The organism is Fructobacillus americanaquae (genome assembly GCF_024029775.1).
Lineage (GTDB): Bacteria > Bacillota > Bacilli > Lactobacillales > Lactobacillaceae > Fructobacillus > Fructobacillus americanaquae.
The window spans coordinates 1,154,534-1,177,023 of the sequence record NZ_CP097122.1 but is presented as its reverse complement, the minus strand read 5'-3'; the positions used below and the strand labels follow the sequence as shown (position 1 = coordinate 1,177,023).

The window sequence follows — 22,490 nt, the reverse complement described above, 5'->3', positions numbered from 1 at the left end:
ATTCCCCCTTTGTTGATTATCACTTTATTTTATAGAAAAAATTTAAAAATGGCAAGTTATTTATATTTATTCTAAATAAAAAAGAACCCTAGAACGGATTTCCTGCAATCATGATTGAGTTCTTGTCGATCCTCGACTAATCAACGTGTATGGCAACTTAATTTGTGTTTCCTTTAATTTTTCACCATTCATTAACTTCGTTAACATTCGCATAGCAACTGCGCCAATATCGTACTTAGGCTGGTTAATTGATGAAAGCTCCGGTCGAGAAACAATTGAAAAATTCGTGTTGTTTGATGTCACAATCTCCAAGTCTTCTGGCACCTTGTATCCGTGGTCCTGGTAATAGTTTAAGACGGAGACAGCAATTTCGTCATCGTAAGCAACCACGGCCGTCACGTTCTGGTCCATTAAATCCGCAGCTTGTAGCTGACCGGCCTCATAGGTCCGTGCCTTAGCAAAAACGAGTTGATCATCGTAGTCAATTCCTGCTTCTTGCAAAGCACGTTGATAACCAACCAAACGAAAATCTTGATCAATTGCTCGATCCCTTGAACCAAGGACCAGGGCAATTCTTCGATGGCCGCGGGCGAGCAACTTTGATGTGACCGTTTCAAAGGCGGTCACATAATCGATATTGACAGATGGTAAAGCCTCATTCTCTGCCACTGATCCAGCCAAGACAATTGGCACCCCAGCTGATTGAATCACTGACATAACTGGAGTTGAAAGCTTGGTTCCCATATAAATAATACCGTCCACCTGCTTCGTTAACAAGTTCTTAATGGCAGTAACCGCCCGGTCCTGTTCATCATCAGTATTCGTTAGCAAAGCATCGTATTGGTACATTTGGGCAATGTCATCAACACCACGAGTCAATTCAGAATAAAAAATATTCGTCACATCCGGCATCACAACACCAATCGTGGTTGTTTTCTTGGAAGCTAAGCCACGGGCTACCGCATTGGGCTGGTAGCCTAGCTCATCGATTGCCTTCAATACTTTGTCTCTGGTTGACTGACGTACATTATCATTACCATTAACAACTCGGGAAACAGTGGCCAGTGAAACCCCAACCTTTTCGGCGACATCATAAATTGTTGCGTTTTTCTTTTGCTCTGCCATCGCCATAACTCCTTATATAAAGCCTCTTCTAAAATTCAATCATAGCAAAAAAAGGCCGCTTGTGCAAACGCTTACACGGCCTTTTCACTTTCATTTATATTACAAGTCATTTTCATCTTGGTGCGTATCAACCAATTCTTGTTGACGGTATCGCCAGTAAGCAATGCCCATAAAGCCCAAGCTACCAACAAGCATTAAAAAAATGCGGCAACAAGGGTCAGCCAGGTTGGCCAACCATGGTTAGTTGCCCATAAAAATACAATTGGGTAGGCCAGTAAAATGAGCAAACTCCAGCCAACTTTAAGTAAGGTCATGGTTTCTTTCCTTTGATTCAGCAAAAATGATGGTCTCATGACCAATTTTTTCAAGAACTAACGCATTCTCAACCAAGGTCAGTTGCGTTCGACACTGACCACAGCGGTATTTTTTCGTATCCACTCGTCGTTTGCGATAAAAATCGTGACCGTTTTGGCAACGATAATGCCACTTCACGGTCTGCTGTTTTGTCGGCCCCAAAGCTGGTGCATAGCGTGACCCACCGACCTGCTGCAAGAGGGACTTGAAGTCAGCATCCTTATGCTGGTAGCCTCGGTGCGCCAGGTGGAGGTGGTAATGGGTTAGTTCGTGCTTGACAACCCCGATAAAATCATCCTGGTGCACCATCTTCGGGTTAAAGTCAATATGATGATCAGCCAGATGGTAGCGACCACCGGTTGTTTGCAACCGATTATTATAGATTGCTTGGTGCCTAAACGGCCGGCCAAAGGACTCTAAAGAAACCTTTTCAACAAAGGCCTGTAAATCGTCTTGCCTTAGCTCTGCTGATTCAAAGCCACGACCAAGCTCACTTCCTTTAGCCGCTGCTGATTTTCGGTATGCAGCTGTCGGCCGTGAAGCTTGCATCCCCGCGCGAACCTGTTGACGATTACGCCTGGTGAACATAGACGTAATCCACGACCTTTTGTAACGTCGTCAAGGAATCCAACGCTTCGTCTGGAATTTCCATGTTATATTCATCTTCAACCTCTAAGACCAACTCAACCACGTCAATTGAATCAGCCGATGTATCCTGAGCAAAGTTCAGATTGGGACTAACCTTCTCAGCCTTTAATGAAAACCGTTGGGCGGCTTCCTTTGCTAACCGGTCATAAATCTGTTCTTTTGTAAATGCCATTTGTTACTCCCTCAGCAGTTAGCGGTGCGTGATCAATAGCACTCACGACCGTCAAGCTGATTTTTATTTTTCAATCTTCTTTGCCTTCAAAGCGTCGGCATTTTCTTTAATAAAGTTCGTGGTCTTTTCAACCAAGTTTTCTTGAACCATCGTTTGAATCTGGCCCATCGTGTTGGCGACAGCATTAGCCTTGGCCGAACCATGGGTCTTAACCACGGGTGCCTTCACACCCAAGACCACGGCACCACCCTGTTCATTAAAGTCCATCTTATGCTTCAAGGAGCGCAAGGCTGGCTTCATCATGAGGGCGCCCAACAGCCCACGAAATCCGGCTGATTTGATAGAATCCTTCAATTGGTCCATCATCGTCAAAGCTGTTCCTTCCATGGCCTTCAAAGCAGCATTTCCTGAAAAACCATCGGCGACAACAACATCGGCGGTACCTTCCAGAATTTCACGGGCCTCAACATTGCCTAAGAAATTAAAGGCAGTTGCCTGCTTCATCAACTGGTGAGCTGCCTTGTGGGTTTCATCTCCTTTGTCTTCTTCGCCCCCGTTATTTAATAAACGAACACGGGGATTTTGAATCCCCATAACAGACTGAGCATAGAAGCTACCCAAAATACCATATTGATAAAGGTGCGCTGGCTTATTTTCAGCATTGGCTCCCAAGTCCATGAAAACAAATGAATCATTGGGACCACCAAATGATGGAATAGCAGAAGCCAAGGCCGGACGGTCAACGCCCTTAATCCGGCCGACAATAAAGATGGCAGAAGACAGGATGGCACCGGTATTTCCAGCAGAGAACAAGGCATCGGCCGTTCCATTTTTTACAGCCATTGCAGCGCGCACCAAAGAAGAGTCTGGCTTATTTTTCATTGCCTTCACGGGTTCTTCACCCATCTCAATTTCCTCTGTCGTTGCAATCAGCGTAATTCGGTCACTATTTTTAATCAATGGACGAACCTTAGCTTCAGTGCCAAACAGTTGAAATTCCAAACCGGCATAACGGTCACGGGCCATTTCAACTCCCTTAACAATTTCATCGGGGGCAAAATCCCCCCCCATCGCATCAATGGCAATCTTAATCACAATTTTTCTCCTAAAATTATCGTCTTATTTTTAAATTTGCTAATCAAAATGGCGGAACTGCGCCATGGTTTTGGATAAGTAGTTTACGAGGGGCTGATTATCCACCTGGTTATCCCATTCAGACTCACGCACCAGGCTTAAGGCTTCCTGTTGGGCAATGGTCAACATCGTCAAATCCTTGACCGGATCGCCCACCTGAAATTCAGGCATCCCCGACTGCTTCGTCCCTAAAATATCACCTGCGCCCCGTAACTCCAAGTCGCGCTGAGCCAATTCAAAGCCGTCGGTTGTATCGACCAAGGCCTTGAGTCGTTCCTTACCATAGTCGGTCTTAGGATCGGCCACTAAAACCGTATAAGACTGGCGGTCGCCGCGGCCAACCCGGCCCCGCAATTGATGGAGCTGGGCCAAACCAAAACGGTCAGCATCTAATATTAACATAATTGAAGCATTGGGCACATCGACCCCAACCTCAACAACAGTTGTCGCAACCAAAACTTGAACCTGATTGTCCTTGAAACCCTGCATCAAGGTGTCCTTGTCGTCTTTTTTCAACCGGCCATGTAAAAGTCCAACCGTATAGTCCGGTAAGGCCACCTGTAAGCGCTGGTATACTTCGGTAACGTTTTGGACATCCAAAGTCTCAGATTCTTCAATCAAGGGCGTGACGACATACGCCTGGGCCCCCTTAGCCAATTCCGCCTTCATTAAGGCCAGAGCCTGGTCAAACTGTCTTTGAGAAAGCTGACTCGTCATAATCTGTTTCCGTCCAGCTGGCAATTCATCAATCACGGAAACTTCCATTTCGCCATAGGCTGTAATAGACAAGGTCCTGGGAATGGGTGTCGCCGTCATGGCCAGGATGTCAGGGTTCATTCCCCCTTCACGCAACTTTGATCGCTGCTTCACACCAAAACGGTGTTGTTCATCGATGACTGCTAAACCGAGGTGATGGAAGTAAACGTCATCTTGCACCAGAGCGTGGGTACCAACAACAATGTCAATTTCGCCATTAGTTAAATCGGCTAAAATTTGACGGCGCTGGCCAGCCTTCAGGCCGGAAGTCAACAGTTCCACCCGCAGGTCAATCCCCGCTTGGTCAAAGAGCTTTGCCAGACTCTTAGCATGTTGCTGAGCCAGAATTTCAGTTGGCGCCATTAAGGCTGCCTGACAGCCAGCAGTCACCGTTGCATACATGGCGATGGCTGCCACTACCGTTTTTCCAGAACCAACATCTCCTTGTAGGAGACGATTCATGTGTCGTCCGTCGTGTTGGTCGGCTAAAATTTCGCCGACCACTCGCTTTTGAGCAGCGGTTAACTCATAAGGAAGGCGGTCTATCAATGTGAAAACCGCCTCTTTATCATAATGAAGTGGTTGACCACCAAAGGCTTGGTCCGCCTGTTTAATTAATTGAAGGCGCATCTGAAAGATAAAGAACTCTTCAAAGGCAGCCGACCGACGACCGGCCTTGGCTTCCGCTGAATCCTTAGGAAAATGAGCCCACTCGATTTGCTGATTTTTGTCAAGCAGACGATACTTGTCACGTAAGTGTTGCGGCACCAGGTTTGGCATCTGTCCGCGCAATTGCCCCCAGGCCTGCTCAACCAAGTCAGCAATTGTCTTCGCCTTGACCCCCTTGGAGGCCGGATAAATTGGATCCAAGGCATCGGTTGTGGCCGGAACTAATTTGATAGCAGATAGGGCCGCCTTGGCTGCGTTATAGGTTCCATAAACGGCAACTTCTTGTCCGACTTCAATGTTTTTAGCAACCCAGGGCTGGTTAAAGAAGGTTACGCGAATATTTTCACGGTCAATCAACAGCCCTAAAACGGTTTGCGACCGTTTTCCAAAGCGGCGAACCACGGCGGGTGTGGAAACAACCCCTTTGAACGTGACCTTTTCCCCATCAAGTGTTTCGGATGGTCGCCTTGCCCCCAAGTCCTCGTAGCGAAAAGGATAGTAAGTCAACAAGTCTTCGATTGTAAAAATACCCAAGTCGCGTAACGCAGCTTGTCTCTTTTCCCCGACACCGGACAGTGCTGAAACCGGGTCTTCTAAAGCCAATGACATGAGTCTATCCCCTCTTTTTGATAAACAATATTTTACCATTTTCAAGAGTGAAAGGAAATATCGCCTCCGCTAGTAAGCAGGTCATCATCTCTTTGGCAATAACCCAGTCACTTTTGCCAACAAAATCAAAAGGAAATCCGCCAATTTTTTTTGTCTTGTTTTTCTATCATTGCTAGTCAGAGAAGCACTGACCATCTCATTTTTAACCATAAAAAAAGACGCCAATGGCGACTTTTGTTTTTTTAATGAATAAATACTGTGATGAACGTAATCGCTCCGAAGAAGATTCCAGGAACGTTGGAAATGATGATTGGCCAATCCTTATAAGTTTTCAGCCAACCATAACCAGTCCATAGCGTAGCATTGACCATCGCAACGGCTGGTTGGAGCCAGTTAACTGGATTCCCACTAAAGTTAGAAACAATCTGTGGAAAGTATGAAACGTACATCAAGATGTTCATCACGGTTGCGACCTTAGAAAAGATCTTCAACATCTTAATCCGCTTCTCATCTACCTGTTTTTTTCTTCTGATGAAACATAATTATCAACACGCATGCCCATGATTTTGTATCTCCTATTCCATCATTCGCTCGAATGATTGTGCCAATTATAACACAATTAGAAAAAGAGCAAGGACAATTGAAAAAAGGATCGGCGAATTATTCGCCAGGTAATAATCTGCGAGAATTTTTGACCATGTTAGTAGCTAAGCTATCTTGGTCAAACTTATGAAGGAGATTATAAAAATGCTAAGCATGTACATCTCTTTTTTATAATTAGCTTATTTTGGCCTAAATTTGGTCTAAATGGTCTAAAAATCAGGGTATATTGACGAAAACTGTCGAAAATAAAAAAGTTCTACAAATGCCTTTATACCAGTATTTAGAGACAAAAAAAGCCGTCCTCTAGGTATTCCTAGAAAACGGCCGAAAAGGTGGCAACCGGAGTCGAACCGGCGATCAGGGTGTTGCAGACCCATGCCTTACCACTTGGCTATGCCACCAAAAAAACGTTTAAACAACGCTTATAATTATAAAGAAAATTGGTCTAAATTACAATACCTTTATAAAAGTGCTTGCACGAGCTGATTTAACCTAATTTATTATCCAAGAGAATTTGTTTCATCTCCGCTTGAATATCATCTGGTTTGACCCACTCATCAAAATGATCAGCTTCCAATGGCAAAAAATCATAGTGATGATTAATAAAGTCTTCCACTTTTTCCACGTGGGAAGAGCGCGGAATGTTCATCTTTAAAATCCGCACTTCCTTAATCATTCCATGCTCAGCAGCGTACTCTGCTCTAGAGTTTTCGGAGATGTTTCCTAATTCATAGTAAACCGTACCATCGTTACGAGTAATTTCTTCAATCAAATTAAAGGTCTGATTCATCTAACAAGTTCCGTCCTTCCCTTTGATAACGGCGTTCGACCAGATAAGTTGACAGCCAAATCGATAACAAAAGCCCAATCATACCTAGTAGCATCGTGGCCACTTCCATTACTAAAAGCTTAGCATTAATAAATTCTGCCAATGTGTAATGCAAACGCAGGTACCAAATTAAGAGCGGAATATTAGCCCCTAACATCCCAAAGAAGAGCGTGTTGACTGCCGTTCCTAGAATTTGACTTCCAATTGTTTTCGCGTGCTCGCTTAAAGAGTCTTTGGTAATATCAGGCGAGCGATCAATCACCTCAAATAAATCAGCAGTAATTGCCATCGAAGCTTCAGCAATCGCCCCCAAAGCCGAAATGACCATCACAATCACAACTAAATGGCTAAAATTGATACCGATATTTAACGACAAGCCCTCTAATTCATCCGAATTTTCGAGAGTATAGCCTTGAACCTGGGCAAAGTGTTGAGTTAAAAAAGACAAGCAGCCAACAACAGTTGTCACCACCAAAGAACTTTGCCAGGCAATTGCCATGACCTTGCTTCGGCCAGCCGAAAGGTAGATGGCCACTGAAAGAATCATCAAGGAAATAATGGCCGTCACGATATAGGGATTAAAGCCCCAATTAACAAGGATAATCAACGTAAAAATCAGGAAAAAGTTCAAGACCTGCCCAAAAAAAGTTTTTAGTCCTTGCTGACCACCGACAATCATTAATGAAAGAAGAAGAATCACAATCAAGACAAAAATTGTATTCATTTTGCCACCTCCTCTTCTTGATGACGTAATTTCCAGGCTGTCAGGCCGGCCGTGAGTGGGACTGCCCAAACAATTCCCAGCGCAGAAACAACTGTCTGCAAGATGCCGAGGTTCATGACCTGATCCAAAATATACGACCAGTTATTACCATTTCGTAGCATCAAAATCACCATCGGAATCGTCTCAGCAATAAAAATCATAAACAAAACGTTGGTCAAAGTGCCCAAAATTTCACGACCAACCGACAAACCTGCCTGCCAATAATCTCGGAAGGGCCGGTGAGGCGATTCGCGATGAAGGCCAAAGAGGCCGGCAACAATATCAGCCGACTCGTCCATTACCGCCCCTAAAACACCAATAATCGTCTGTGCATAAAAAATTGGGGCAGGAACCTGGGTCACAAAGGACATGGTTTCAAAATGCACACCAATTCCACCAGTAATGAGCAGGACAAACCACATGACGAAAACCGCCAAGGCAGTTGTGATAGCAGTCGCTGCTAACGTAATATGGGCCTGCCTGCCGCGTCCTAAGACCAGGAAAAGCGAAAGAGCCGCTAAAGCAACCGCCACCAGGGAAAACCAGGGAATAACTGGCAAACTCTTAACATGGACGTCAACAACCAATGCTAGCACAAAAACGGCAGCGTTCAATACAACTGATAGTAACAAAAAGCTGGTTTTTTTTAAACGAACATAAATCACCGTGGCTGAGACTAGTAAGACTATCAAGGCTAAAAGAGTTGAATCACGCTTAATCGTGTCGATTTGATAAGATCCAGAATACTCCTTGAGCAGAATCTGGTCACCAACTTGATAATCAGTGGTCATCGTTTGCGAGGCCATCACCTGATTTTGAATCTTAACCGTTTGGCCCGAGCGGTTGAGTAGTTTAACCGTCAGGTTCTGAGTAAATTGACCGTCCTGGTTGCCAAATTCATCCGTCGTTGTTTCCTGACTGGTCTGCTTGACAGCTGTTACTTGGCCAATAGGGGCAGCGTACAAAAAGCTATCAAAACGGGCCAAGAAAAAGGCCAGAATGGTTACAACAGCAATAATGGCCAAACGCCCTAGCTGTTTTTTCATGATCAATATCCCCTCTGCCCTCCTCAAAAGGACAAAATTAGAACTTACAAAAGAAAAGGGCTGGACAGTTACTGTGACAGCCCCAACAGAATTTTTTAACGGTGCAACCGCAAATTTTCGCCGGCCACGGCCACTGGCTGGGCCAAGAAAAGGATTCGTTGCATCAAGCGAGCCGCCTTGCCCGGCTCTTTGGCCTCTCTTGTTTGACTCAAATACTCCTCTAAAGAGGTTAAATCAAAATTAGAAGTAAAGCAAGTGGTCACCTGATTTTGCATCCGGTATTCCAAGATAACCGACAAAATTGAGTCTCTCGCCCAAGCAGTCAGATTATCCGTTCCCATATCGTCCAAAATCAGCACTTCAGCCTGCTTAGCCTGGGCGATAATATCGTCTGTTTTTTGATCAGTACTATTTTTGTTGAAGCCAGCCTTCAAATCCTCAATCATCGATGTCCAGTGGACCATCATGACCGAAATGCCATTGGCGGACAAGGCATTGGCCAAGGCCCCCATCAAATAGGTTTTCCCAACACCAAAATCCCCATAAAGATAAAGGCCTTGAATAAAGTCGTGCTGGTGTCCTTTATCCTGTGAAACCAAGGCGTCAAACAGCCGAACAGCAGCTGAAACAGCAGCCTGGCGGCCAGGATGTTGGCCCACCTCTGCAACTAATTGCTTCAAATCAGCCTGACGCACATCCTTTGGCACCGAAAACATTTTCAACATCTTTTTCTGCATTAAAAATTCCTGGGTTTTCGGACTAGCTTGGTAAGTTACATGTGGGTATCCCTTTTCAATCGTGAGAATGGGATGGTAACCAGGAAAAAGCCCACTAGCAGGATTTTTACTCTGATGTTTTTGGTTAACATACTCAAACAGGTCCATCATTGCTACTGCAAAAGCATCGGGTTTCAACTCTTTTTGATGTGCCTGCCAAAAATCTTGAACATCTTGATCATTCTTGATAATTTCAAGGGTTTGTGCCAAACGGGCATTGGAAACTTGGGGATACTTTTTTTGAAAATCTTTTAAGGCTGACCCTAAATCTTTCATTACAAACCTCAATTCTTAGTTTTACGATCCTTCAACAGTGCCATCATGGCCGCTGCATCATCACCCTGACTGGCCTGGTTAGTTAACTGATCATTTTGAGCCATCTTAGGTTCAACTTTCTGCCCAGCCCGGCTATACCAATTTTGATAACGGCTTTGATTCGTGCTCGTGCGTGCCTTCTGGTGGTTTTTAATAGCAGCCACCGCCTTTGGCGCAGTATCAACCTGGTTTTTTGCCCAATCATTGGCAATCGAATCAACCAAGTTCCGCTTCAAATCCGAATTATCCATATTTACCAAGACCTGATAAATCAGGATATTGATCACTGGAACTGGCAAAATATTTTGTTGGACCAGGTTGCTTAGTAACTGGTTCTCGGACTTCGTTACGTAACCATGATTATTTTCTTTAATTTGACGTAAAAAATCAATTGGGCTTAAGAAATCAGCCGCCTGATAAAGCGACTGAAGTGCTCTTGATTGCTTTGGTATCAACTGATTGGCCAGGCTCTGACTACCAGACATCTGACCTGTTGGCTGGCCCTGGACTCCAGTCAGCTGCTGACCGTTTAGATTCTGAGTTACCTGCTCCTTTTCTCCACCAGCTTGCCGGCTTTCTAAGCCACTTGCTTGATTACCCTGCCCACGACCAGCTGAAGTCGTTTCGGCTTGGTTGCCCCGATTGGCTAATTTTGTCTTTTCGGCGCTTTTGCCCCACTGATTTTGCAAATAAGACATAAAGGCAGCTCGGTTTAAGCGATGGTCATCGAGGTTAATGCTACGCGTAATGGCCGTTGCTAGTTCAGCCTCGTTCAGCCCGTAAAGAACCTGCTGGGTCATGATTAATTGCCGGTCAGATGCTAAATTGGTGGCCGTTGTGCCATGTATCAGGGCGACCATTGCATCGTAGTCAAAACTCTGCGAACTAAAGTCCAAATCGTCCAGCGACGAAGGTCCTGCCAATTCAACCTTTGGCTGACGGCCTGCTACCGGATTATCAAAGAATTCCAAAAAGCTAGCCGAAAGGTTAACAACGTTGGCACCGCTGACTTGACCGGCCGACTGACCCGCAAAGCGGTCAGCTAGGACTTGAAAACGGTCCTCACCGGCAAAGTAAAAGAGGAGGCCCGCCAGCAAATCCTCGTTAAAGAAATCCTTTGCCAGCATTGGTGACTGAATTTGGTAAGTATAACCAGCAAAACCACCCACCTCCTGATAGAAGGTTTTCAACAACCCGACTGCCTCCAGCGCCTTGCGGGCATGGACGAAATCAGGCAATGAAAGGGTTAACGTATCTAGCAGCAAGTAGTGATCAGACCATTTTTTTGCACCGGCCTGACTCTCTTGAACCATGAAGTGATAAAGGGCATAAGCTTTGACACCCAAAAAAGGCAAATACAAACTAAAAACTCGGTTCAAATCAGCAAGACTAATCGGTGTCTGCAAACTCAAATAGGCCGACTCTTTTGCCTGAAATTCAATTGTCTGCTTGGAAACAGCCATTATTCTTCCTTTTTTAAATCAGTTAAATACTTTTCGACTTGCGCCTTCAGCTCTACTTCAGTGCCATTATTATCAAAAACAACGTCTGCACTTTCGACCTTCTTTTCAATTGAAATTTGGGCCTTAATTCGGCTTTGAGCCGCATATTCATCTAAGTGGTCACGAGCCATCAATCGGTCAAGCTCAATCCGCGGGTCGGTTGCGACCACCAGAATTTGGTCAAACCACCCAGACTCATCGTACTTTTGTTCAAACAGAAGCGGAATAGCGACAAAAATCACCTTTTCACCACGATTTTTAAAAAAATTGACCTTATCCTCAATCGCCGAGTAAATGGCTGGACTCGTAATCGCTGTCAGTTCCTTTAACTTACCTGGATCCTGAAAGACGATTTGCCCGAGCTTTTTACGGTTCAAGACCCCGTTTTCAACGATATTCAGACCAAAAACATCCTTAATCTTTTCCAGGGTAAAAGTCCCTGGTTCGACTACTTCGCGGGCAACCAAGTCGGCATCAATCACCCGGTAACCAGCAGCTGTCACAATTTTGGTGACCGCTGACTTTCCAGTAGCAATACTTCCTGTTAAACCGATGATTTTCATGCTTCCCCCTTCTGTAAAGTTTGCGCAAAGACTTGGCTTGAATAGACAACCCGTGCCGTATTCAAATATGGTGTCACGTAGATATAGGCTAACCCAAAAGTCACAAATCCGAGCAAGTGCCAGCCTAAAAAGGAAAGTTCGAGTTGAAACAATTCCATTTTACGTCCGGACATAACCCGCCGAGAAATCGAAATATAATCGGTCAAGGATTTCTGCTGACAACCAAACTGGCTATCCATTTTAAAGGCATAATAGGTCTGTGAGTAAGAAAAGGACTTAACGAAGCCCGGAATCACCAATATTGACCACAAAAAGAGCAGAATGTTTTGCACGAAAGCAAGCATAAAGGTGGCAAAGAACCGACCAAAGCGAAAAGCTTGAATACTTTGCTTCCATTTTGCCTTGGCCTTTGGTTCTTGAAATTGGTCCACAATCGTCCACTTGGCAGACCAAGAAAAGACTAAGGCAATTGTACTGGCAATCGTCTGACTAAAATAAGCACTGCGCTGGTTAAGGTAAACCATTTGACCGGTTTGATGATAGTTCAGCAACACAAGGTATGTCGTCGTCAGCACTAAAGCGGTTTGAAAAAGATTAAATAAAATGGCAAGCCAGTTAGCCTTGATGGCTGCAAAAATTTTTTTTTGTAGATGTATTCTCGCAGTCAACTTAACACGGTTTTGCGAGATTGGTGTGATTTCTGTCATGAGTTCCTTTCGCGAGAAGGCACAATTACCCCCTGCTGGGTTGTTAAAGATCAATAAAATGAAAAAGCCATTCATCGTGCTGTTTTTTATAGTTTAATCAAAACCAAAAGACAAGCCAGGTTTTTTCTTACTTTTGCACCTGGCATTTTGGACAATAGGTCGTTCCGCGCTGGGCAACTTTAATTTTGACGAGGGTCGTCCCGCAGCGTTTGCAAGGTTCACCTGCCCGACCATAGACATCGAGTTCGTTTTGGAACTTTCCAACCTCGCCAAAAACATTAGAGAAAGAATGGACGGTCGTGCCATGATGAACTGTCGCCCGGTTAATCTCTTGAATAATATTTTGCCGCAGTTTTACTACCTCTTTAGCCGCTAAGTGATCAGTTAAGGTCTCTGGGTGAATCTCGGTCTGCCAAAGAACCTCATCCGTATAGATATTACCAAGTCCTGCCACGTTGGACTGGTCGAGCAAAAAAGGCTTAATCTTGCGGTGAGCTTTGGCTAAAATCGAAGTCAAATAGGTAATATCTAGATCGGCTTCAGTGGGTTCCGGCCCCATTTTTGCTAGACCAGAAACCTCCTGGTATTCTTGACCTGTTGGCACCAATTGCATCCGACCAAAGCGGCGGGTATCATTGTACATTAAGTCGCGGTCGTCATCTAGAGTAAAAATAACCTCCGTATGCTTATGTGGAGTTGCTCCTTCAGGCTCAACCGAGTACTGGCCCTCCATCCGTAGATGGGAAACCAGGGTTTTCTGATTTGAAAGCCGGAAAAGCAAAAACTTGCCTCGCCGGTCAATTTGATTGATCGTGGCCCCGGCTAAGTCGGCCTGAAAGTCGGTTAAATCAGAAACCACGGCTTTTGGATACGGCACAGCCACACTGTTAATTTTTGCCCCTTGCACAAGAGCAGTTAGCCCCCGGCGGACAGTTTCAACTTCAGGTAATTCTGGCATTTGGGTTTATAACTCCCTTCATAGCAACGTTTTTAATTTCATGGACTGACTCTTGGGCTAACTTTTAGCCTAACCTTGACAATTCCTAGTTAAATCAACAAATTCATTAATATTTTTCAAGAAATATTATAACAAAAAATAGCCAGGCACAATTGCCCGACTATCTTTTGGATAATCTGTCAATAAAGTTCATATTGTTTTCATTATAGCACAGGCACGATTGCCAACGATTGGACTGACTGTCGTTAGCCATCTACCCATTGGCACACTGGAAAAAACGGCGAACCGCTTAAATTACTTCGAATCCTGAGGTCGGCTGGCCCACTTGGGCTTGCCCTTATTCTTCTTTTTTCGGGCCTGATGCTTCTTTTTCGACTTAGCAGCTTCTTTAGCAGTCAATTCGCGTTTTTCTTCGGACTGCTTTTGACGATTCTTCTTATCCGCCTTACGATTTTTGCCATCTAATCGGTTGACAGCCTGCTTCTTTTCAACGCGTAGCTGTTGCTTCATATCCAAATCAGCACCATCGTCAGCCACCGTTGCGCTGGCCTCCTGCAATTTTTTGGCTTCCTGTTGCTTTTCATCGACTTTGGCCCATTCGAACTTTTCCAGGTTGATTTCTTCTGGTAAGTTCTGCTTTAACTTTCGGATATCATGATCGTTACCAAGGTTCAATACTTGACCAGCAAGGCCAGCGCGCCCTGTTCGGCCCGTCCGGTGGAGGTAGGTGGTCAAGTTATTCGGAATTTGTGCGTTGACGACTAATGGCAAGCCCAGGATATCCAGACCACGGGCAGCAACATCAGTCGCCAGCAACAAGTCGAGCTTGCCCTTCTTAAATGATTGGAGGGCATCTGCCCGCTTTAAATGTGACTTCTCATTGTTGCCAACGGACATGACGGATGCATGTTCATGACGTAGGGCGGCCTGGGCGGCCACCAATGCCCCAATGGTGTTAAAGAAAACTAAGGCTTGTTGGTGTCGGCGAGCTAACTCAATTAAAACTTTGTGATTAGCCTTGGCATCAACGTGCAAGTATGTGTGTTCAATGGTTTTCGGTGCCTGATTTTCCACGGAAACTGGCTTCACAGAGTGACCAAAGAGTTCCTTGACCCAGGCCAAGTCGACACCCGAGGTGGCTGAAAACAGAGCAACTTGGTCCAATTCAGGCAAGGCATTTGCTAAGATGTTTAAGTCTTCTTGGTGTTCTTCAGTCAAGGTGGCATCCGCCTCATCGACAATTAGGGTCTTCAGGTGCTTAGTTTTCAACGCCCCACCATCAATCATCGTCAAAATCCGGCCAAGTGTACCAACCACGATTGCCGGTTTCTCCTTCTTCAACTTATCTGCCTGCCGCTTCCCATTGGCCCCACCAATTAAGGCAGCAACCTTCACACCGACCTCACTGGCATACGGGCGAATGACCTGGGCTAACTGAGCACCCAATTCCTGTGACGGTGCTAAAATCAGAACTTGACTCTGCTTGGCTGTGAGATCAATCTTAGACAGCACCGGCAAAGCAAAAGCCAGCGTTTTTCCAGAACCAGTCGGCGCCAGGCCAAAGACGGATTCACCGGCAGTCATTCGGTCAAAAAGAGCCTTTTGAATTGGCGTTTCTTCCTGAAAGTGTTCATAAAATAAATTAGCAAGTTCCGGTAAAATCATTCTTTATTTTCCTTATTTTTGACGACTACCTTTTGACGGCAAGCGACCAATTGTTAGCATTAACTTCTATTATAACAAAAGCCCGCCTTACGATTTTTGTAGGTGGGCTTTTTCGACTGAATCGTAGCCAAGATTGTTTGGCTTATTCAGAATATTCAAAGACAAAGTTTGTATTATTAATTCGAACATCGTCGCCATCTTCGGCGCCAGCTTCACGCAGCTTATCATCCACACCCATATGGCGAAGTTGACGCACAAAACGCATAATCGTTGTTTCACGCTGCATGTTCGTCATTGCGGCAAGCTTTTCGACTTCCGGTCCAGAAATCAACCAGCAAGACAGCTCATCATCCCAGTCAACGGAAATGACAGGAGCCTGCTTTTTGTACTGGTAAATCTTCTCTTCCGTTGTCTCTTCTTCCTGCTGGTAAGCCGTTGCGACTGGTGCCTGATCCAACAAGTCCGCTGTCTTACGCAAAAGTGTGTCAACACCATCGTGAGTGACAGCTGAAATTGACACAATTTCAGGCGTCTTGGCCAAACCAGAATCTGCTTGAACCTGTTCTTGGAACTTCGTAAACAAATCTTTGGAGTCAGGCATATCCATCTTAGTGGCAACAACGATTTGTGGTCGGTCCAAAATCGTTGGATCATATTCCTTTAATTCAGTCAAAATCTTCTTATACTGTATATAAGGACCCTGTCCTTCAATGCCAGACATATCAACCAGGTGTAAAATCACACGCGTACGTTCAACGTGGCGTAAGAATTGGAAACCTAAGCCAACACCCTGCGAAGCCCCCTCAATCAATCCTGGCAAATCAGCCATGACAAAGTCACGGTGATCACCTAAGCGGACCATCCCAATATTGGGATCAATGGTGGTAAAGTGGTAAGCTGCAATCTTTGGCTTCGCATTTGAAACCACGGACAACAATGTTGACTTCCCAGCGGAAGGGAAGCCAACCAAACCAACATCAGCCAAAACCCGCAGCTCTAACTTAATTTGTCGCGTTTGACCTGGTTCCCCATTTTCTGATAATTCAGGAGCTGGGTTAGCTGGTGTAGCAAAGCGGATGTTTCCGCGGCCACCACGACCACCACGAGCAACCAATAGTGTCTGATCAGGGCGCACTAAGTCACCTAATACCTCACCGGTATCAACATCGGTCACAATAGTCCCTTGGGGAACTTTAATAACTCGGTCGTCAGCAGACGCACCGGTCATCCCTTTGGTCCCACCATTGCCACCAGACTGGGCCTTAAAGTGACGATTATAACGGAAATCCATCAAAGTTCGCAACCCCTCATCCACTTTTAAGATGATGGATCCACCATGACCACCGTCCCCACCAAAGGGACCACCCATGGCCACAAACTTTTCATGACGGAAGGAAACAATTCCATCGCCACCCTTACCTGCTTTTAGCTCAACTTGTGCTTGATCAACAAACGCCATCTGTATTCGCGCGCAATGCGCTACTCCTTTTTTAATCCAATGAATCTAGAGAGTTAAGTGTATCACAGAAAGTTCTCTTTGCCTACACTTCTGTCTCTAAGACGATAAATCAGGACAAAAACGACCCAATTTTTTCGCCGTAGTAAAATTTTGACGGCGAGCACCAAATACATCAACATTACCAATATACTGCAAATTAAAGGTAAAGTGCCAATGATCCGCCAACATGATTTCAAAAAACGCTCATTTCACTGGCCAATCAAACTGATTTTTCCTAAGACTTTTGCTCGGAAAGTGACCAATGGACCAGCTGAGCAACCTTAGACGACAATCCCAAGGCTTCCAACTCTTCGATGCTTGCCGCCTCAATCTTGGTAATGGAGCCAAAATTCGTCAACAGCTTCTGCCTGGTTTTAGGGCCAACACCCGTAATCGCATCCAAACGCGAGGACAATGACTTTTTCGACCGCGACTGACGATGGAAAGTAATGGCAAAACGGTGGACCTCATCTTGGATTCGTTGAACCAAGAAGAAGCCCTGGGACTGGTGGTCTAAACGCACGACCTCCTCAGTCTGACCATTAATCAAATCAGCAGTCTTGTGTTTATCATTTTTAACCATGGCTGCAATTGGTAAATCCAGGCCCAACTCATCTTCCAAAACTTCCTTGGCCGCATGGAGCTGGATAATCCCCCCATCCATTAAAATTAAGTCCGGCATTTCAGCTCCCTCCTTCAATAGGCGAGAATAACGTCGACGAATGACTTCCTGCGTTTCCAACCACTCATCGGCATGGTCGGTCGACTTAATCTTGTACTTCCGATACATATCCTTGTTTGGCCGCCCATCTTCAAAAACCACCATCGCCGATACAATTTCTTCCCCTTGGGTATGAGAATGATCAAAAGCCTCAATTCGATGGCCCATCGAAATTCCAAGAACATCGGTGATTTCCTTCATTGCCCCCGAAGTCTTCTGCTCATTGAGTTCCATCAGGCGGAACTTTTCATCTAAAGCAATCTTCGCGTTTTTTTCTGCCAAGTCTAACAAATCCTTCTTTTCACCGCGGACGGGCGTTCGTACCGGAACATCCAAGGCAGCAGCTAAAAGGTCGTGGTCAACACCCTGTGGTACCAAAATTTCCTTTGGCTTTTGAATATTTTTCTGTAGGTAAAATTGCTGAATAAAAGTCGTAAATTCATCGATTCCGTCACCAACTACGGCAAAGGTTTGCTTACTTTGGCGGATTAAGCGAGCCTGCCGAACAAACATCACGGAAACTGTAATCCAGCCCTTGTTCAGGTAAAAATTGAAAATATCACGCGGCGTTGAATCATTCGACAAAATCCGCTGACTTTCAACCGTTTCGTCGATGTACTTCAATTGGTCGCGTAAATCAGCTGCGTGCTCGAACTCCAAATTTTCAGCAGCTTGGCCCATTTGTTTTTCAATTTGACGCTTAACGACCTTAGTATCGCCTGACAAAAAGCGCTTAATCCGATCAACCTGAACTGTATACTCTGCCTTAGGGACATCCCGAAAACAAGCACCAAGACACTGGCCCATCGAATAATAAAGGCAAGGATGCCCTTGGTGGCCCTTGCACCGTCTTAGTGGATAATTTTTCTCCAAGAAATGGAGCGTTTCCTGGGCGGCATAAACGTTAGGATAGGGACCAAAATAAAAGGCCCCATCCTTCTTAACTTCTGAAACCAAAGCCATTCGTGGATCAGTTTCGCGGGTAATCTTGATGTATGGATAGCCTGTTCCATACTTGAGACGGATGTTGTAATAAGGCTTATACTTCTTGATTAACTCGTTTTCCAACAAGAAGGCTTCTTTATCGGAATTGGTCACAATAAAGTCGAAATCAACAATGTTAGCAACCAATTCGGCCGTCTTACCAGTATGGTCCTGCTTAAAATATGACCGCACGCGGTTCTTCAAGTTTTTGGCTTTACCAACATAAATAATCTTGCCTAAGCGGTCCTTCATTTGATAAGAACCTGGTTCGGCTGGTAAGAGGAGCAGTTTTTGTTCAAGGTGTTTTGAGATATTGGCTAACATAACTTTATTATACCTCCGCGACTTCTATGTACGAAAAGGCCGCCAAACAATTCGGCGGCCTTTTTATTTTCAAAACAAAGCATTCATTAAGAAATTAGTTTGGTGCTTACTTTTCTTTATAGGCCACAGCCGCAGTGATAAAGCTGTTGTACAAACCTTCCGGTTTATTTGGCCGTGAAATAAATTCTGGATGGTATTGGGCAGCAATAAAGAAATCGTTCTTTGGATATTCGATAACTTCCATCAATTTGTTATCAGGTGATGTTGCTGAGAAGACCATACCAGCCTTTTCAAATTCGTCCCGGTACTTAATGTTAAATTCATAGCGATGACGGTGACGCTCATCAACCTCGGATTTGTTACCATAAGCAGCAGCAGTCTTGGTATCTTCCAATAGGCAAGTTGGATAGAAACCAAGACGTTGTGTACCACCCAAGTCGGTAACCTGGTTTTGGTCATCCATCAAGGCAATGACAGGGTGGGTTGTTTCAGGATTCAACTCGATTGAGTTGGCATCTGCATAACCCAAGACATCACGGGCAAATTCAACAGAGGCCAATTGCATTCCCAAGCAAACACCCAAGAATGGAATGTTGTTTTCACGAGCATAACGAATTGCTTGAATCTTACCTTCTGTTCCGCGAGGACCAAAGCCACCGGGAACCATGATACCATCGACATCCTTCAACAAGGAAGCAACGTTTTCTTTTGTCACCGTTTCAGAATTAATATGGACAATTTCAACATCAGTGTCTTGTGAATAACCACCATGCTTCAAAGCCTCGTTCACTGAAATATAAGAATCCTGCAAGTCAGTATACTTACCAACTACGGCAACATGGATGGTCTTCTTTGGATTCTCGATGGCATTAACCATGGCTTTCCATTCCGTCATGTCGGCTTCAGGAACGTCCAATTTCAACTTGTCGACAACCACTTGGTCCATTCCTTGTTCTTGTAAGTTCAAAGGAATTTCATACAAAGTATCCACATCGCGCGATTCAATCACCGCTTGTGGGTTAACATCCGTAAAGGTTGCCAACTTTTCCTTCATTTCATCCGTCAATGGGTTTTGCGTCCGCAGAACCAACATATCAGGCTGAATACCCAATGAACGTAGTGTCGTCACAGAATGCTGCGTTGGCTTTGTCTTTGCTTCACCAGCAGCTTGTAAGTAAACAATCAATGATGTGTGAAGGTAGAAGACGTTTTCGTTGCCAAAGTCTGACTTCATCTGACGCAAGGCTTCAATAAATGGTAATGATTCGATATCGCCAACCGTTCCACCAACTTCAACGATGACCACATCAGCATCAGTTGATTCACCAGCCTTAACAATCTTGTCCTTGATAGCGTTCGTGATATGTGGGATGACCTGGACAGTTGCACCATGGTAATCACCCTTACGTTCCTTGGCCAAAACTTCTGAATAAATTCGACCAGTAGTCACGTTTGAGTACATGTTGGTGTTGATGTCCATGAACCGCTCATAGTGACCCATATCTAAGTCAGTTTCAAGGCCATCCCCCGTAACATACGTTTCCCCGTGTTGGTATGGAGACATGGTACCTGGATCAACGTTGATGTAAGGATCCAACTTCTGAATTGCCATCTTCAAGCCGCGGTTTTTCAACAAACGACCCAAAGAAGCTGCTACAATCCCTTTTCCAAGGGACGAAACGACCCCACCGGTAACGAAAATATACTTGGTTTGCTTCTTTGCCATAATGCCTCCTATGTTTTGCCTGACACACTAAATTTTGCTATGGTTTTAGTCAAAATTCATTAAATAAAATAGAAAGGCTCCCAAGCAGTAGCTTGGGAGCCTTAAAGATTTTCACATTAAATGTGAGCCCTAATATATATTACAGACTGCCCCCCTGAATGTCAACACTAGATAAAATAATTATCTAGACCAAAGCATTGCAGTTTTAAAGGCAGAAGATACCCAACCATTCACAACAACACCAGGGCTAAAATGTTTTGAAAGAAAGGCTGACAGGCAAGCAATCGGTGTTTGGTATAACACTATCAATCTTGAGGCTTTCAGCAAACAAAAAGTCCCTGTCAGAAAAGCCAATTTTTACTTAACTTCTTGCTGGTTACGGTGCATCCAGAAGTACAAGAGCCCCATGAAGAATAAGAAAGCAAAGCCAATGGCCAGTGGTACCCGAGTCGTTGGGTTAATCACCATGAAAACCAAAGTAATTAATAGGAAGAAAATTGCAAAATAGTTCGACCATGGTGACAAAGCCAACATGAACGGGTGCCCCTTCATCAAGTCTGGATTTTCCCTCCGGAACTTAATTTGCGAAATCAAGATGACAAACCATGGCACCATGCCAGGCAAGGTTGAAGCCGAGTAAACCAAGACAAAAATGTTCTCAGACCCCTTCCAGAAAATTGGTAAGACGGCATTTAGAACAATTCCCAGCAGAATTCCAACAGACATGGCCAAAACGGAAACGTCTGGCACGCGGTTCTTTGACAACTTCAAGAAGACTGGTGGCAATTCCTTTTGCTGTGCCAATGTGTACAGCATTCGTGATGATGAAAATAGACCGGAATTCAAAGCCGATGCAGCAGCCGTCAACATAACAAAATTGATGATTCCAGCAGCAGCCGTGATACCGACCTTAGCAAAAGTTTCAACGAATGGTGAACCAACCGTGTCTAATTTGTCCCAAGGATAAATCGTCACAATCACAAAGATTGCCCCAACGTAGAAAATCAAGATTCGCGCAACAATCGACTTAATCGACTTGACGATTGCTTCTTGTGGATGGGCCGCTTCACCGGCCGTAATACCAATGATCTCGATGGCTTGGTAAGAAGTGACCACAATTGACAAGGCAAACATGAAGCCCTTGAAGCCATGGGCAAAGAATGGTCCGTGTGACCAAAGATTCGAAAAGCCAATTGCATGGCCATGGTTACCAAAACCAAAGACAATCATCAACAGACCCAAGATAATCATAAAGACAATCGTCAAAACCTTAATGATTGAGAACCAGGCTTCCAATCGACCATAGGCCTTCACCGTCACCAAGTTCGTTAACGTCAACAGGATTAAGACAATCACACCCGTTACCCAGGTTGGCACACCCGGCCACCAGTAATGCAAGTAATCGCCAACGGCGATTGTTTCCGAAATTCCAACCGTCAACCACTGAAAGACATTCGCCCATACGGTTAAATAACCAGCAACCGGATGAATATACTTCGTTGCATAGTTGGCAAATGATCCAACAATTGGTTTCACGTAGAGCATTTCACCCAATGCCCGCATCACAATATATAAGACCAAACCGGCCAATAGGTAAGCCAGCAGGACGGACGTCCCCGTCCATTTGATGGTCGATGATGACCCCAAGAAGAGTCCAACACCAATCGTTCCACCAAGGGCAATCATTTCCATCTGGAACGACGACAATGACCGCTTTAATTCTTTTCCATTTTCCATCTGTTTCTCCTTCACGCGGTTGGCCAAACAAAAAAGCGCCCCTAGAAATCTCTAGGGACGCTTGTTGCGTGGTACCACCCGTGTTTTGCCTAAGTAAAAAGACCTAGACAACACTCTATTGCCAAGATAACGGCTGACAACCGGGCTTCATTTCACGCATTACTCAAAGGCCACTACTGAGGGAGTTTTCACCGGCTTCGCCCATCACTTTCACCAACCGTGACGTCTCTAGCAAACTTGTACCGATTACTCGTCCTCATGAATGTGATAATTGTAAGCGTATCTGAAAAAAATTGCAAGTACTTT

18 protein-coding genes, 1 tRNA gene, 1 pseudogene and 1 other annotated feature are annotated in these 22,490 nt (G+C 44.8%); all 20 genes and pseudogenes read right to left on the bottom strand.

Annotated features, from left to right (window positions below; all coding sequences use genetic code 11):
- Positions 1 to 108: 108 nt before the first annotated feature.
- Positions 109 to 1,125, bottom strand: a complete 1,017-nt coding sequence (locus M3M36_RS05790; RefSeq protein WP_252773635.1) for a substrate-binding domain-containing protein — start codon at positions 1,123 to 1,125, stop codon at positions 109 to 111.
- Positions 1,126 to 1,425: 300 nt separating this feature from the next.
- Positions 1,426 to 1,941 (bottom strand): annotated as a pseudogene (locus tag M3M36_RS05785) (SprT family protein); the annotation flags it as partial.
- Between the two features lie 109 nt (positions 1,942 to 2,050).
- Positions 2,051 to 2,299, bottom strand: coding sequence for an acyl carrier protein (locus M3M36_RS05780; RefSeq protein ID WP_252773634.1), 249 nt, complete (start codon positions 2,297 to 2,299; stop codon positions 2,051 to 2,053).
- 63 nt (positions 2,300 to 2,362) lie between these two features.
- On the bottom strand, positions 2,363 to 3,391 hold the full coding sequence (gene plsX / locus M3M36_RS05775; protein ID WP_252774428.1) for a phosphate acyltransferase PlsX: 1,029 nt from the start codon (positions 3,389 to 3,391) through the stop codon (positions 2,363 to 2,365).
- A 42-nt stretch (positions 3,392 to 3,433) separates the two neighbouring features.
- Positions 3,434 to 5,467: an ATP-dependent DNA helicase RecG gene (gene recG, locus M3M36_RS05770; protein ID WP_252773633.1), complete on the bottom strand. Its 2,034-nt coding sequence runs from the start codon at positions 5,465 to 5,467 to the stop codon at positions 3,434 to 3,436.
- Positions 5,468 to 5,709: 242 nt separating this feature from the next.
- On the bottom strand, positions 5,710 to 5,961 hold the full coding sequence (locus M3M36_RS05765; protein ID WP_252773632.1) for an SWEET family sugar transporter: 252 nt from the start codon (positions 5,959 to 5,961) through the stop codon (positions 5,710 to 5,712).
- 439 nt (positions 5,962 to 6,400) lie between these two features.
- Positions 6,401 to 6,471, bottom strand: a tRNA-Cys gene (locus M3M36_RS05760).
- An 86-nt stretch (positions 6,472 to 6,557) separates the two neighbouring features.
- Positions 6,558 to 6,860, bottom strand: coding sequence for a hypothetical protein (locus M3M36_RS05755; RefSeq protein WP_168778095.1), 303 nt, complete (start codon positions 6,858 to 6,860; stop codon positions 6,558 to 6,560).
- A complete protein-coding gene (locus M3M36_RS05750) occupies positions 6,844 to 7,623 on the bottom strand; it encodes a YibE/F family protein (RefSeq protein WP_252773631.1) in 780 nt (259 codons plus the stop codon). The genes M3M36_RS05755 and M3M36_RS05750 overlap by 17 nt, the downstream gene beginning before the upstream one ends.
- A complete protein-coding gene (locus tag M3M36_RS05745; RefSeq protein WP_252773630.1) occupies positions 7,620 to 8,708 on the bottom strand; it encodes a YibE/F family protein in 1,089 nt (362 codons plus the stop codon). Before M3M36_RS05745 ends, M3M36_RS05750 begins: the two co-directional genes overlap by 4 nt.
- A gap of 95 nt (positions 8,709 to 8,803) precedes the next feature.
- Positions 8,804 to 9,760, bottom strand: coding sequence for a primosomal protein DnaI (gene dnaI, locus M3M36_RS05740; RefSeq protein ID WP_252773629.1), 957 nt, complete (start codon positions 9,758 to 9,760; stop codon positions 8,804 to 8,806).
- An 8-nt stretch (positions 9,761 to 9,768) separates the two neighbouring features.
- A complete protein-coding gene (locus M3M36_RS05735; RefSeq protein WP_252773628.1) occupies positions 9,769 to 11,262 on the bottom strand; it encodes a DnaD domain protein in 1,494 nt (497 codons plus the stop codon).
- Complete coding sequence (gene coaE / locus M3M36_RS05730) at positions 11,262 to 11,864, bottom strand: dephospho-CoA kinase (RefSeq protein WP_252773627.1); 603 nt, start codon at positions 11,862 to 11,864, stop codon at positions 11,262 to 11,264. The genes M3M36_RS05735 and coaE overlap by 1 nt, the downstream gene beginning before the upstream one ends.
- Complete coding sequence (locus tag M3M36_RS05725) at positions 11,861 to 12,571, bottom strand: DUF975 family protein (RefSeq protein ID WP_252773626.1); 711 nt, start codon at positions 12,569 to 12,571, stop codon at positions 11,861 to 11,863. The genes coaE and M3M36_RS05725 overlap by 4 nt, the downstream gene beginning before the upstream one ends.
- Positions 12,572 to 12,698: 127 nt before the next feature.
- Positions 12,699 to 13,529: a bifunctional DNA-formamidopyrimidine glycosylase/DNA-(apurinic or apyrimidinic site) lyase gene (mutM, locus tag M3M36_RS05720; RefSeq protein ID WP_252773625.1), complete on the bottom strand. Its 831-nt coding sequence runs from the start codon at positions 13,527 to 13,529 to the stop codon at positions 12,699 to 12,701.
- 294 nt (positions 13,530 to 13,823) lie between these two features.
- The gene (locus tag M3M36_RS05715; protein WP_252773624.1) at positions 13,824 to 15,194 is read right to left on the bottom strand and encodes a DEAD/DEAH box helicase; all 1,371 of its coding nucleotides are present in this window, start codon (positions 15,192 to 15,194) and stop codon (positions 13,824 to 13,826) included.
- A 142-nt stretch (positions 15,195 to 15,336) separates the two neighbouring features.
- Positions 15,337 to 16,653: a GTPase ObgE gene (gene obgE / locus M3M36_RS05710; RefSeq protein WP_252773623.1), complete on the bottom strand. Its 1,317-nt coding sequence runs from the start codon at positions 16,651 to 16,653 to the stop codon at positions 15,337 to 15,339.
- 274 nt (positions 16,654 to 16,927) lie between these two features.
- Positions 16,928 to 18,721, bottom strand: coding sequence for an excinuclease ABC subunit UvrC (gene uvrC, locus M3M36_RS05705; protein WP_252773622.1), 1,794 nt, complete (start codon positions 18,719 to 18,721; stop codon positions 16,928 to 16,930).
- 106 nt (positions 18,722 to 18,827) lie between these two features.
- On the bottom strand, positions 18,828 to 20,447 hold the full coding sequence (locus M3M36_RS05700) for a CTP synthase (RefSeq protein ID WP_252773621.1): 1,620 nt from the start codon (positions 20,445 to 20,447) through the stop codon (positions 18,828 to 18,830).
- Positions 20,448 to 20,804: 357 nt separating this feature from the next.
- Positions 20,805 to 22,184: an amino acid permease gene (locus M3M36_RS05695; RefSeq protein WP_252773620.1), complete on the bottom strand. Its 1,380-nt coding sequence runs from the start codon at positions 22,182 to 22,184 to the stop codon at positions 20,805 to 20,807.
- Positions 22,185 to 22,234: 50 nt separating this feature from the next.
- Positions 22,235 to 22,456 (bottom strand) — a binding site (T-box leader).
- Positions 22,457 to 22,490 lie beyond the last annotated feature (34 nt).